This is a genomic window from Falsiroseomonas bella, assembly GCF_003173615.1.
Classification (GTDB): Bacteria; Pseudomonadota; Alphaproteobacteria; order Acetobacterales; family Acetobacteraceae; genus Falsiroseomonas; species Falsiroseomonas bella.
The window spans coordinates 160,578-173,342 of sequence record NZ_QGNA01000006.1; the positions used below are offsets into that span (position 1 = coordinate 160,578).

Below are 12,765 nucleotides of genomic sequence, written 5' to 3' on the forward strand. Positions count from 1 at the left end.
GCATAGCGGAGGATGGCCGGTGCGGTTCGAACTCGTGGAACTGGGCCCGACGGCGAACAAGGTCGTGCTCGTCGGTCGGCTGGACTCCGTGACGGTCGGCAATGTGGAGACCCCGCTGACGGCCGCCGTCGCCGCCACCGGCCGGAATGCCGTGCTCGACCTGACCGGTCTCGAGTTCCTCTCGTCCCTCGGCATCCGCCTGTTGTTGTCCGCTGCGCGCGTGGTGACGCGGCGCGGCGGCAAGGTCGTGCTGTTCGGGGCGCAGCCGATGGTGCGGGAGGTGCTGTCCGCCATGGCGCTCGACGAAGTGCTGCCCCTGGTGGACACGGAAGAGCAGGCCGTCGCGCGTCTCGGTGCCTGAGCTTCCGTGCTGACGCTGGACATACCGCTCGAGCCCGAAGGGCTCGAGGCAGCGCAGGCACGCATCGAAGCTTTCCTCGAGCAGGGCGGGGCGTCCGAGCGGGTGCGCTACAAGGTGCGCCTCATCCTGGACGAGATGATCGCCAATCTGCAGTTGCATGGCCGATTCGACGCGGATCGGCTGGCGCGGGCACGGCTGCGGTGGGACGGAGCGGGGGTTCAGCTTCGGCTCGAAGATACCGCGGCGCCGTTCGATCCGCGTGCGACAGCTGACCCCCGTTCCCCTCCGTCTCTGGACGATGACCGGGTCGGCGGGCTCGGCCTCTCGCTCGTCAGGAAGATGGCCGAGATCCGCGGCTACAGCAGGCTGGCCGAAGGCTGGAACCAAACGGAATTCTTCGTATCGGACAGCTAGGCGGCATTTCATTGCCGCCGGTGCGGACAACATACGCAGGTTGTCGAGCTAGACGTCATCGAAGCTTCACAAAAGTGCAATCGGTGGGTCTTCCTGCCCGCCTAGAACCCGGGCGTCCGAAGGGCCGCCCGCGACACCGGGGGTCCATGCACAGACCGGAGATTCATGCAGTGAACAGGCGGACCCTTCTGCTCGGTACTGGCGCGGCGCTGGCCGCTCCGATGGCACTCGGCATGCGCGAGGCCGTGGCCCAGCAGGTGACGATCACGGGCGCGGGCGCTTCCTTCCCGCGTCCGGTCTATGAACGCTGGGGCACCCAGGCGCGCGAGGCGGCCGGGATCCAGCTGAACTACCAGTCCATCGGCTCCGGCGGCGGCATCAACCAGATCACCAACCGGACAGTGGATTTCGGCGCCTCGGACGCGCCGCTCCCGGCCGAGCAGCTGCGCGAGCGCAACCTGCTGCAGTTCCCGACCGTGATGGGCTCGGTCGTGCTGATCGTGAACCTGCCGGGTGTTCAGGACAACGCGCTGCGGCTGACGCCGGAACTCGTCACGGACATCTTCCTCGGCAAGATCACGCGCTGGAACGACACCCGGATCGCCGAGACCAACCGCGACATCCGCATCCCGAACCTGCCGATCAGCATCGCCTACCGGGCGGACGCCTCTGGCACGACCTTCACCTTCACCACCTATCTCTCGCGCGTCTCGACCGAGTGGCAGCAGGGCCCGGGCGCAGGCACATCGGTGCGCTGGCCCGTCGGCAATGGCGCTCGTGGCAATGAGGGCGTCGCGAACGCGGTCCGCAACACGCCGGGCGCGATCGGCTACACCGAGAACGCCTATGCGACGGTGAACCGCCTGATCACCACGCAGCTGCGCAACAAGTCGGGCCGCTTCGTCCGCCCGGTGATGGAGACCTTCCAGGCTGCGGCCGCCCAGGCCGACTGGTCGCGCCCCGGCTTCGCGGCCGACCTGATCGACCTGAACGGCGAGAATGTCTGGCCGATCGTCACGCCGACCTTCATCCTGCTGCCGACCAACCCCGTGGCTGACCGGGTCGCGGGAAGCCGCAACTCGATGCGCTTCTTCGACTGGGCCTTCCGTAGCGGCGCCCAGGCGGCTACCAGCCTGGAGTACATCCCGCTTCCGTCGTCGGTGCACGACGCCATCCGCGCTGCCTGGGCGGAGCAGGTGCGTGGCCCGAACGGCGAGCGCCTCTGGCCGATTTCCGGCTGACCGACACGGAGGCGCGCCGCCAGGCGCGCCTCCGCCCCGCCTCCCCAAGGTCCAGGATCCCGGCCTTGCAGCAGACCCTCGCGGCCAGCGCCGCCCCCTCCCTTCCGACCGGCGAACGGCGCAAGGCGAGCAGCTTCGGCGACAAGCTGTTCGAATGGCTCTGCAGGGGCGCGGGCATCCTGGTGCTCCTCACCCTCGGCGCAATCATCGTCACGCTCTTCATCGGCGCGCTGCCCGCCTTCGAGCGCTACGGCCTCCCCTTCATCTGGTCCACCGAGTGGAACCCCGTCGAGGACCATCGTGAGGCCTATGGCGGCGCGGTCGCCATCTTCGGCACGATCGTCAGCGCGATACTCGCGATCGTCTTCGCTGTGCCCATCGCCTTCGGAATCGCCTTCTATCTGACCGAGCTCGCTCCCTCCTGGCTCAAGCGGCCGGTCGGCACCGCGATCGAGCTGCTGGCCGCGGTGCCCTCCATCATCTACGGCATGTGGGGCCTCTTCGTCGTCGTGCCCTTCGTCCAGATGAACATCCAGCTGACCTTCGGCGAGGCGCTGGCCGCGCTGCCGCTGATCGGTTTCATCTTCGAGACGACCAACTTTGCCGGCACCAGCCTGTTCACCGCGTCGCTCGTGCTGGCGATCATGATCCTGCCCTTCATCGCGGCGACCATGCGCGACGTCTTCGAGCAGGTGCCCCCCGTCTACAAGGAGAGTGCTTACGGCGTGGGTGCGACGCGCTGGGAAGTGGTCTCCGGCGTCGTGATCCCCTACACGAGGATCTCAGTCGTTGGCGGCATCATGCTTGGCCTGGGGCGCGCCCTCGGCGAGACGATGGCCGTCACCTTCGTGATCGGCAACGCCAATCGCATGCCGGCCTCGATCTTCGATGCCTCGACCACCATCGCGTCGGTCGTCGCGATGGAGTTCCCGGAAAGCCTGGCGGGCAGCCTCAAGCAATCGGCGCTCTTCGCCCTCGGCTTCCTGCTCTTCGTGATCTCCTTCGTGGTGCTGGCGGCGTCCCGCTGGCTGCTGCGGTCCCGGCTGAAGTAGGAGCGGCGGCGCGATGAGCAGCACCACCCTGGGCACCGGCCGGATCCAGAGCGCCCCGGCCAAGGACATGGTCACGGCGCGGGCGCTCGGCCGCCGCCGGAAGTTCAAGGACAACCTGGTCCGCTGGCTGTGCATCGGCGCCACGGCCGTCGGTCTGTTCTTCCTCGCCTCCATCATGGTCACGCTGCTTTGGCGCGGCCTGGCGGCGATGGACCTCACGATCTTCACGACCGAATTCCGGCCGACCCGCTACGGCGACGACAGCCTTCCGAAAGGCGGCCTGATCCATGCAATCCTGGGCAGCATCTTGCAGGTTGCGATCGGAACCGCGATCGGTACGCCGATCGGGTTGCTCGTCGGGACCTACCTGGCCGAATACGCGCGGAACTCGATGATGGGCAACGCGGTGCGCTTCGTCTCGGACATCCTGCTCTCGGCGCCCTCGATCCTGATCGGCCTGTTCATCTACCAGCTCGTCGTCCTTCCCATGGGCGGATTCTCCGGGATCGCCGGCGCTCTTGCGCTGGCCATCATCGTCATCCCGGTCGTTGTCCGCACGACGGAGGACATGCTGCAGCTGATCCCGAACACCCTGCGTGAGGCTGTGATCGGCCTCGGCGCGCCGAAGTGGAAGATGATCACCCTGGTCTGCTACAAGGCGGCGTTGTCGGGCATCGTCACCGGAATTCTGCTGGCGGTGGCGCGCATCGCGGGCGAGACGGCGCCGCTCCTGCTGACCTCCTTCGGCAACAACATCACCAGCTTCGACCTGTCGAAGGCGATGGCGAGCCTGCCGATCGCGATCTACCAGCAGGCGAATTCCGGCTTCCCCGATCTGATCGCAATCGCCTGGTCCGGCGCACTGCTGATCACGGTCGGGGTGCTGGCCATCAACATCATGGCGCGCGTCCTGCTGCGCTCGAAGATCTGACCGGGGGCACCGAACCATGTCGATGACCGAGCAGCAGGCCGGGACAACGAGCGAGGGCGCATCCTTCGGCGGCGTTCAGGCGCGGTCCACGGTGGCGATCAACGCAACCTCGCGAATCTCGGTGCGCAACCTCGACTTCTTCTACGGCTCGGGCGACACCAAGGCGCTGAAGGGCATCAACCTCGAGCTGCCGGACCGACAGGTGACGGGCATGATCGGCCCGTCGGGCTGCGGCAAGTCCACGCTGCTCCGGGTGCTGAACCGCATGTACAGCCTCTACCCCGGCCAGCGCGCCGTCGGCGAGGTGATCATGGACGGGCGCAACATGCTCGATGCCGACGTCGACTTGAACGAACTCCGCGCGAAGGTCGGGATGGTCTTCCAGAAGCCCACCCCGTTCCCAATGACGATCCACGACAACATCGCTTTCGGCGTGCGCCTGCACGAGAAGCTCTCGAAGTCGGAGATGGACGAGCGTGTCGAGTGGGCGCTGTCGCGTGCGGCTATCTGGGGTGAGGTGAAGGACCGGCTCCACACCTCGGCGCTCGGCCTTTCGGGCGGGCAGCAACAGCGTCTCTGCATCGCGCGCACCATCGCCGTCCGGCCGGAAGTCATCCTGTTCGACGAGCCCACCTCGGCCCTCGATCCGATCAGCACCCTCAAGATCGAGGAGCTGATTGACGAGCTGAAGCGCGACTTCACGATCTGCATCGTGACCCACAACATGCAGCAGGCCGCGCGCTGCGCCGACCAGGTCGCCTTCTTCTACCTCGGCGAGCTCGTCGAGGTGGCGCCGGCGGCACAGATGTTCACCGCACCGCGCGAGAAGCGCACCCAGGAATACATCACCGGCCGGTTCGGCTGAGGGACAGGTCAGCGATGGCGAGCGATCAACCCGAGCATATCGTCCGCTCCTACGAGGAGGAGCTCCGCAAGCTGCGCGACATGGTTGCTCGGATGGGCGGCTTCGCGGAACGCCAGGTTCACGACGCGACACAAGCGCTGCTGCGACGCGATGCGGTTCTGGCGGACCAGGTGGCCTCGCGCGACAACGTGCTGGACCAGCTGGAGCGCGAGATCGACACCTTCGTGGTGCGCCTGCTTGCGCTGCGGCAGCCGATGGCGGCGGACCTGCGCTTCATCGTCGCGGCGATGAAGGTCAGCCACGATCTGGAGCGCGTGGGAGACTACGCACGGAACGCTGCGCGTCGCGCCATCGTGCTGGCGCAGCAGCCGAGCCTGGGCAGCCTCAACGGCTTTCAGCGCATGTCGGTGCTCGTGCAGGAAAACCTGAAGCTCGCGATCGACGCGCTCGTCAACGAGGACGCCGACGCGGCCAGCCGCGTGTGGGCCGCCGATGAGCCGATCGACAATGTCTACAACGGCATCTTCCGTGAACTGCTGACGCACATGATGGAGGACCCGCGGAACATCACCGCGGCAATCCACATGCTGTTCATCGCGAAGAACCTTGAGCGCATCGGCGATCACGCGACGAACATCGCCGAGACGGTGCACTTCGCCGTCCGGGGCGCCTCGCTGCCCGAGGAGCGCCCGAAGGCGGATGCTTCGGCCTATGCCGTGGTCCGCCCGCCCGAGCAGGGCTGAGACGAGGACGAGGGGTCAAGGCATGCCGCAAGCGACCAGCAACCTCGCCAAGCCCACGATCCTCGTCGTCGAGGACGAAGCGCCGCTGCTTACCCTGCTGCGGTACAACCTCGAAAAGCAGGGGTTCCGCGTCGAGGAGGCGGCCGATGGCCAGGAGGCCCTGCTACGGGTGGCGGAGTCCCGGCCGGACCTGATTCTGCTCGACTGGATGTTGCCTGCCTTGTCGGGCCTGGAGGTATGCCGGCAGATCCGCAGGCGTCCCGCCACGCGGGACCTTCCGATCATCATGGTCACCGCCCGCACCGAGGATCAGGACGCGGTGCGTGCGCTCGACACCGGCGCGGACGATTACATCGCGAAGCCCTTCGCCATGGAGGCGCTTCTTGCCCGGATTCGCGCCCTGCTGCGCCGGTCGGGCGCGGTGCCGGTGAAGGGCCGGCTGGTGTGGCAGGACCTGGTGATGGACCAGGATGCCCACCGGGTGACGCGCGACGGCCGCGCGCTGCATCTTGGCCCGACGGAGTATCGGCTGCTGGAGTTCTTTCTCCAGAACCCCGGCCGGGTCTTTTCGCGTGAACAATTGCTCGATGCGGTCTGGGGCCGCGACATTCATGTCGAACCGCGGACCGTCGACGTGCACATCCGCCGGCTGCGGAAGGCGGTGAATGGCGATGGCGAGCCGGACATCATCCGGACGGTGCGCTCTGCGGGCTACGCCTTGGACGTCGAGCAGTAGGCCACGTATCGGGCCGGTGCTGCCTGCCGGGGCGGCAGGCGGGGGACGTGCAGGCCCGCGTCTTCTCCCGCCTTTCACCGTCTTCCGCTGTCACAGCCACATGGCGGCCGGTCGCGAGATCAGGCTTCCGGCTCCTCGATCCGGTAGAGCGGCACAAGCGCCAGGCGCCGAAGCGCGTTGCGAGCGAGCGCCTCGATCTCGCGCCGGTCCGTCGTATCCGGGTCCACCGCCAGCCAGGCTGTCGCGAGCCGCCGCCAGAACACGGAGAGGTCCAGCAGCCTCTCCCGGTAGCGTTCCTGCTCCCGGATCAACCGCGTCGGCGCCTCGAGCGGCAGCGGGCGCCGCATGGCCGCCACGCCCTGCGCCAGGATGGTCTCTGCCGTCCTGCGAGGTCGGGCAATCTGAGGCACCAGCGCGTCCAGGGCGCGCGTGAGGAGGTCGCCGGCCCATCGGCGGTCGGCGCCAAGCGATTCCCGCGTGCGACGCAGCATCTTCTCCATGGATGCGTAGTCCGGCTGTCCCGCTGCGGCGGCGAGCACTCTGGCGTGGGCATTGGCAAGCTTCTGCAGCCGGCGGGCAAGCGGCGCCATGGTGCCCATGGCGAACCCGCCCTGCGTGATGCAATGCGCCACCGCGGATTCGAACATCGTCGGGCCGGGCGGAATGCGGCGCATCGCTTCGGCCAGCGCCTGCCCCTCCTCGCCAGCCGTGGCCGCCAGTCGTTCGACCAGGGCGCTGGTCGCGGCATAGAGGTGGTGTTCTTCCGGCAGTTCCGGGTCATCGTCCAGCAGGAAGCCGGGCATCGGATCGCCGGGCTCGATGCGCTCGACGCAGCGCAGGGCGGCGGGAACGAGTCGCAGCAGCCGGAAATCGCGCGTGCCAGCCGCGATGTCGAACATCCGGTGGGCGCTTTCGATGTCCACGACCAGGCGGAGATGGGCGAAGGAGCGGATCACCCCGATGCCGCCGCCGGCGTCACGTTCGAAGGCGAGGCCGGGCTCGCGCATCCAGGGCGCCTCGAACTCGAATCGAGCGGGGGGCCAGCTTTCTCCCTCCGCAACGCCGGGGAACCGGACCGGGTCGAACCTTTGCGGGTCCGGCAGCCTGTTTGCCGGTGCTGGCGGCATGAAGGCACTGGGATCGGGGGAGATCGCGGCGTTCGACACAGTCTCACCATGCCGGGACAGAGGTTAACGCACCGTCGCCGCGTCCCGGATTGACGTCCCTGGCCCGGGTGGGCGAGGTATCTCCTCACGCTATCCGGAGCCAACGCCCATGCGCCGCCGCGCCGCCCTCGCCGCGATCGCCGCCCTCTCGCCTGCCCTGCTGGCGGCCTGTGCCCAACCCGGCGCCCCCGACGGCAATCTGGCGCAGCAACCGGTGCGCGTCGTCTTCTTCGAGGAAGACAGCGTCGAGATCAGCCCGACGGCAGCGAACGTCATCCAGGATGCGGCGCAGGTGGCGCGGCGCTTCCCTGATGCGCCTGTGCGTGTCCTGGGCTTCATCGCGCCGGATCCGCTCAACGCGCCGACGGTCGTTCAGGCCCTCCGGCTCTCGCGCGTGCGGGCCGACCGCGTCGCGGCGGAACTGGCGAGTCTGGGCGTGGCGCGCGACCGCATCCAGGTTCGCGGGCGTGGTACGGCTGAAGTTGCCGATGCGCGCCTGGAGGCGCGGCGGGTCGAGATCCACATCGGTCCGAACTGAGGACGCGCGGGCCCGGGCCGAAGCGCGCTTCACCGCTGATGCCCGGCTGACGGATCGCTGCAGGCATGGCATCGGATGACATGCCTTATGACGGCCGATTCGCTGGTGATCCCGACCACGTTCTCCAACGCGTCTTCGGCCATGACGGCTTCCGTGGCAGGCAGGAGGAGGTGGTCCGGCACGTCGTGGCCGGCGGGTCGGGCCTCGTGCTCATGCCGACGGGGGGCGGCAAGTCGCTCTGCTACCAGGTGCCGGCGCTATGCCGGCCCGGTGTCGGCGTCGTCGTCTCGCCGCTGATCGCATTGATGGAGGACCAGGTCGCGGCGCTGCGCCAGCAGGGCGTCGCCGCGGCTGCGCTGCATTCGGACCTTCCTGAGGGCGAGGCGCGCCGGATCCTCGGCGACCTTCATGAGGGCGCCTTGAAGCTGCTCTACGTCTCGCCTGAGCGCCTGACGCTTGAAGGCATGCTGTCGCGCCTCGACATGCTGCCGATCGCCATGTTCGCCGTGGACGAGGCGCATTGCGTCTCCCAGTGGGGTCATCACTTCCGGCCCGAGTACCGAGGGCTCGGTGTGCTGTCGGCGCGCTTTCCCCGCACGCCACGCCTCGCGCTCACCGCCACCGCGGATCCGCGCACCGTCGAGGACATCCGTGCGCAGCTTGGCCTTGCCGAAGACCCGGTGTTCCGCGGCGGCTTCGATCGACCCAACATCCGGATCGAGGCACGCCCGCGGGAGCAGGAGCGGGCGCAACTCCGCACCTTGCTCCGCGAGACGGCCGGCCAGGCCGGTGCCGGAATCGTCTATTGCGGCAGCCGGGCGCGTACCGAACAGACCGCTGAGTGGTTGCGCGCGGATGGCCAGGATGCGCTGGCCTTCCACGCGGGCATGGATGCCGGCGCCAAGCGGGACGCCCACCGCCGCTTCTCGCGTGGCGACTCCGTGATCATGTGCGCCACCATCGCCTTCGGGATGGGAATCGACCGTCCTGACGTGCGCTGGGTGGTTCATCTGGACCTCCCCCGGAGCCCGGAGAGCTGGTACCAGGAGATCGGGCGCGCGGGCCGCGACGGCCTGCCCGCGCGCGCCTTGCTGCTCTACGGGGCCGGCGACATCGCGTTGGCGCGTCACCGGGTGGAGGAGAGTCCGGCCGCCCCGGAGCAGAAGCGGATCGAGCGTCAGCGGCTGGAGGCGATGGTGGCCATCGCCGAGGCGGCAACCTGCCGGCGCGCCCTGCTGCTGCGCTGCTTCGGCGAGGAACCACCGTCGGACGCGAACGGCGTCGCGGTTCCATGTGGCAATTGCGACGTCTGCCTCGCTCCGCCGAGCCTTTTCGATGGAACGGTCGCCGCGCAGAAGCTGCTGTCGGCTGTGCTGCGCACCGGCCGCCGATTCGGCGTGGCGCATGTCGTGGACGTCCTGCGCGGCCGTCTGACCGAGAAGGTGGCGCAATTCGCGCATGACCGGCTGCCGACCTTCGGGGTCGGGAAAGATCTCTCCGATGCCGCCTGGCGTGGCGTCGCCCGCCAGCTCGTCGCGCACGGAGCGCTGGACGTGGCCGTGGAGAACCATGGCGAATTGGTACCGACCGAAGCGGCCCGTCCGATCCTGCGCGGGGAGCAGAAGATCATGCTGCGCGCTGAGATCGCCCGGCCGACCGGCCCGCAAAGATCCGACCGCGTGGGCGTGCCGGCGTCGGGTGACCCGCTTTTCGAGAGGCTGCGCGACTGGCGGCGCGCGGAGGCGCAGGCCCAGTCCGTGCCGGCCTATGTCATCTTCCAGGACAGGACTCTGGCCGAGATTGCGGCCGCGCGACCGCGAAGCCTCGACCAGCTCGGCGCCATTCCGGGCGTCGGGCGAACCAAGCTCGAGCGCTACGGTGCTGCCGTGCTCGGGCTGCTGACCGAGCAGTGAAATATCAACCTAAAGTAGAATATCTCGTTCAGAACAACAACCTATTTGGATCAGACCCTGGTCGCGCCCGATTTCCGAGCCAGAGCGCTCGTCAGCGTTCACCGTCAAGGAAGCTCACCAGCGCGGCCAGCGCCTCCTGCGGGCGCTCTTCCATCGGCACGTGACCGATCCCTGGGAGGACCACGGTGCGGCTGTCCGGCAAATCGCGCGCGTAGTCGGCCGCATGTGCGGCAGGCACCATGCGGTCCTGTTCCCCCCACAGCAGCAACACCGGCACGGCGATGCGGTGCAGGAAGGGCTCAGGCCGCTCCAGGATGGCTGTTCGGACGCGGTCGAGGATCGCTGTTCGGACGCCGGGCGCCAACAGCATATCGCGGTAGCGCTGCAGGACGTCCTCGCGCAGAGCCGCGGGATCGGCGTAAGCCGCCGCCAGCCCTGGCCGCAGCAGCGGCATCGGAAGCGTGTAGGGCAGGAGCCGCATGGCGAGCGGCAGTTCGGCCGCCTCGCCGTAGGGCCGGCCCTCGCTTGCGAAGCCGTCGGGCGCCATCAGGACCAGGCGGCGGACCCGTTCCGGCCTCTCCGCCGCGAAGCGCCAAGCAATGCGCCCGCCCATTGAACTCCCGATCACATCCGCCTGGGCGAGCCCGAGGCGATCCAGGAGCGCCGTGAGGATCACAACCGCACGGGCGTCGGAGTAGTCCGCACTCGGATCCGGGCCAGTGAGGCCGAAGCCGGGGAGGTCCAGCCGAACGACGCGGCGCGAGTCCTGAAGGTGGCCGGCCCAGTCCTCCCAGGTGTGCAGCGACGACCCGAAGCCGTGCAGCAACAGCACCGCGGTTCGGCTCTGGCCGCCATCCGATGGTGCATCGGCTCGCGGACCCGTGTCGCGCAGATGCAGCCGGACGCCTTCGACCTCGACGAAGCGGCTCGGCGGGGAGGCATAGCGGGATTCCAGCCCGGCGCGCGGCAGATCGGGCGTCCACGCCCAGGCGCAGACTCCAGCCGCTACGGCCAGAAGCGCGATGATGATGTAGCGGGCGACGCGACGCACCATTCAGATGGTCACCGGGCTCAGCCTGCCTTCGGCCATGTTCAGCCGACGACCATGGAACTTTGCGACGCCCGGACGATGCGCGATGGACAGGATGGCGGTACCGGGCAATCGGTCCTGGACGAGCCGGTACATCGCTTCCTCCGCAGCCGGGTCGAGGCTCGCCGTCGCCTCGTCGAGGAAGAGGAAAGCGGGCCGCACCAACAGGACGCGGGCGAAGGCCAGGCGTTGCTGCTCCCCGCCCGAAAGCCGGCGGTCCCAGGCATCCTCCTCGTCCAGGCGATCCGCCAGATGCCCGAGGCTCACCGCGGACAGGGCCTCGCGGACCGACTGCTCCGGCACCGCGGCGGCATCGAGCGGGTAGCAGACGGCGCGGCGCAGCGAACCAAGGGGCAGGTAAGGGCGCTGCGGCAGGAAAAGAGCGCGCGCGCCATCGGGCACGGCAACCTGGCCGCGTCCGAAGGGCCAGATCCCGGCGATCGCACGGAACAGGGTGGACTTGCCACTGCCGGATGCGCCGGTGACAAGCACGGCCTCCGCCCGGTCCAGGCGCAGGGTGGCGTCCTGCAGCAGTGTGCGCCCGTCGGGCAGGGTCAGCGTGACGCCCTCCACGACCACCGCGTCTTCTTCGCTGCGCCGGGTCACGACCCCCTGTTCCGCGTGGCGCGCCGCCATGATGGCACGCTGGAAGCCGGTCAGCCGATCCACCGTGGCACGCCATTCGGTGAGCCGTGCATAGTTGTCCACGAACCATGAGAGCGCCCCCTGCACCTGCCCGAAGGCGCTCGAGGTCTGGATCAGCCCGCCCAGCGGAATGCGGCCGGAAAAATAGGCCGGGGCCGCGACGATGATCGGGAAGATGCTGGCAACCTGGGTGAAGCCGGCGGTGAAGAAGGTCAGACGCTTGGTGGCCAGCATGATCGCCCACCAGTTCTCCATCAGCGCCCGGAAGCGCGTGGTGAGCCCGCGCTGCTCGTCGGCTTCCCCGCCGTAGAGGGCGACGCCCTCGACGTTGTCGCGCACGCGGACCAGCGCGTAGCGGAAATCGGCTTCGACGCGCTGCTGGAGGAAATTCAGCCGGATCAGCGGCCGGCCGATCATATGCGCGAGCCAGGTGCCGAGCAGAGAGTACAGGATCGCCACCCAGACCATGTAGCCAGGGATGGAGATGCCCAGCACCTCGAGCGGGCCGCTCAGCGACCACAGCACGAAGATGAAGGAGAACAGCGTGACCACGCTGTTCATCAGCCCGAGCCCGAGCGCGAGCGTGTCGTCCACGAAGAGTCGGATGTCGTCGGCGATGCGCTGGTCGGGATTGTCCGTCACCGGATCGGTCAGCGCGATACGGTAATAGGCGCGGTCGGCGAGCCAGTCCGCCAGGTAGCGTTCCGTCAGCCAGCGCCGCCAGCGGATCTGCAGCGCCTGCCGCAGGTACAGCTGGTAGACCGCGATCAGGATGTAGGCCGCGGCAACGACGCAGAAGCCCGGAAACCACGTGCCGTCCGCCTCGCCACCCAGCAGCAGCAACGACCAGAAGGTCGCGGCGTCCTTCTGCTCCAGCGCGTTGTAGAAGGCGCGCTGCCAGTAGGTCAGCACGACGGTCATGCCGACCAGCGACAGGTTGAGGATGACCACGGCCGCCAGGAGGGCGAGCCCGCGCCCGCGCTCGGAACTCGTCCAGTAGGGGCGGGTCAGTGCCCATGCATCAGCAAGGAAGGAACCGACGCGACGCATGGCACGGTCTCCGATTGGGG

At 68.5% G+C, this 12,765-nt stretch carries 13 protein-coding genes; 10 read left to right on the forward strand and 3 right to left on the reverse strand.

What is annotated here, in order from left to right:
- Positions 1-19 precede the first annotated feature (19 nt).
- The 8 genes from DFH01_RS24105 (at position 20) to phoB (ending at position 6,343) form a co-directional block, all read left to right on the forward strand.
- Entirely contained in the window at positions 20-361 is a 342-nt protein-coding gene (locus DFH01_RS24105) for an STAS domain-containing protein (protein ID WP_158287889.1), read from the forward strand.
- Positions 362-367: 6 nt separating this feature from the next.
- Positions 368-775, forward strand: a complete 408-nt coding sequence (locus DFH01_RS24110; RefSeq protein ID WP_109873072.1) for an ATP-binding protein — start codon at positions 368-370, stop codon at positions 773-775.
- A gap of 170 nt (positions 776-945) precedes the next feature.
- A complete protein-coding gene (gene pstS / locus DFH01_RS24115; RefSeq protein ID WP_233256259.1) occupies positions 946-2,016 on the forward strand; it encodes a phosphate ABC transporter substrate-binding protein PstS in 1,071 nt (356 codons plus the stop codon).
- 65 nt (positions 2,017-2,081) lie between these two features.
- Positions 2,082-3,068 carry a phosphate ABC transporter permease subunit PstC gene (pstC, locus tag DFH01_RS24120; RefSeq protein ID WP_109873074.1) on the forward strand — a complete coding sequence of 329 codons (987 nt, stop codon included), beginning with the start codon at positions 2,082-2,084 and terminating at the stop codon, positions 3,066-3,068.
- A 13-nt stretch (positions 3,069-3,081) separates the two neighbouring features.
- On the forward strand, positions 3,082-3,999 hold the full coding sequence (gene pstA, locus DFH01_RS24125; protein ID WP_199231382.1) for a phosphate ABC transporter permease PstA: 918 nt from the start codon (positions 3,082-3,084) through the stop codon (positions 3,997-3,999).
- Positions 4,000-4,015: 16 nt separating this feature from the next.
- Positions 4,016-4,864, forward strand: coding sequence for a phosphate ABC transporter ATP-binding protein PstB (gene pstB, locus DFH01_RS24130; RefSeq protein ID WP_408609215.1), 849 nt, complete (start codon positions 4,016-4,018; stop codon positions 4,862-4,864).
- Between the two features lie 14 nt (positions 4,865-4,878).
- Positions 4,879-5,607, forward strand: a complete 729-nt coding sequence (phoU, locus tag DFH01_RS24135) for a phosphate signaling complex protein PhoU (RefSeq protein WP_109873075.1) — start codon at positions 4,879-4,881, stop codon at positions 5,605-5,607.
- Positions 5,608-5,629: 22 nt separating this feature from the next.
- Positions 5,630-6,343 carry a phosphate regulon transcriptional regulator PhoB gene (gene phoB / locus DFH01_RS24140; protein WP_109873076.1) on the forward strand — a complete coding sequence of 238 codons (714 nt, stop codon included), beginning with the start codon at positions 5,630-5,632 and terminating at the stop codon, positions 6,341-6,343.
- Between the two features lie 119 nt (positions 6,344-6,462).
- On the opposite strand, the gene DFH01_RS24145 is transcribed toward phoB, so the two are convergent.
- On the reverse strand, positions 6,463-7,350 hold the full coding sequence (locus DFH01_RS24145) for a hypothetical protein (protein WP_109873077.1): 888 nt from the start codon (positions 7,348-7,350) through the stop codon (positions 6,463-6,465).
- Between the two features lie 268 nt (positions 7,351-7,618).
- On the opposite strand from DFH01_RS24145, the gene DFH01_RS24150 reads away from it, so the two are divergent.
- A complete protein-coding gene (locus tag DFH01_RS24150) occupies positions 7,619-8,047 on the forward strand; it encodes an OmpA family protein (RefSeq protein WP_109873078.1) in 429 nt (142 codons plus the stop codon).
- A gap of 80 nt (positions 8,048-8,127) precedes the next feature.
- Positions 8,128-9,960, forward strand: a complete 1,833-nt coding sequence (recQ, locus tag DFH01_RS24155) for a DNA helicase RecQ (protein ID WP_233256272.1) — start codon at positions 8,128-8,130, stop codon at positions 9,958-9,960.
- A gap of 91 nt (positions 9,961-10,051) precedes the next feature.
- On the opposite strand, the gene DFH01_RS24160 is transcribed toward recQ, so the two are convergent.
- Entirely contained in the window at positions 10,052-11,014 is a 963-nt protein-coding gene (locus tag DFH01_RS24160; protein WP_109873080.1) for an alpha/beta fold hydrolase, read from the reverse strand.
- Positions 11,015-12,745, reverse strand: a complete 1,731-nt coding sequence (locus tag DFH01_RS24165) for an ABC transporter ATP-binding protein/permease (protein ID WP_109873081.1) — start codon at positions 12,743-12,745, stop codon at positions 11,015-11,017.
- Between the last annotated feature and the right edge of the window lie 20 nt (positions 12,746-12,765).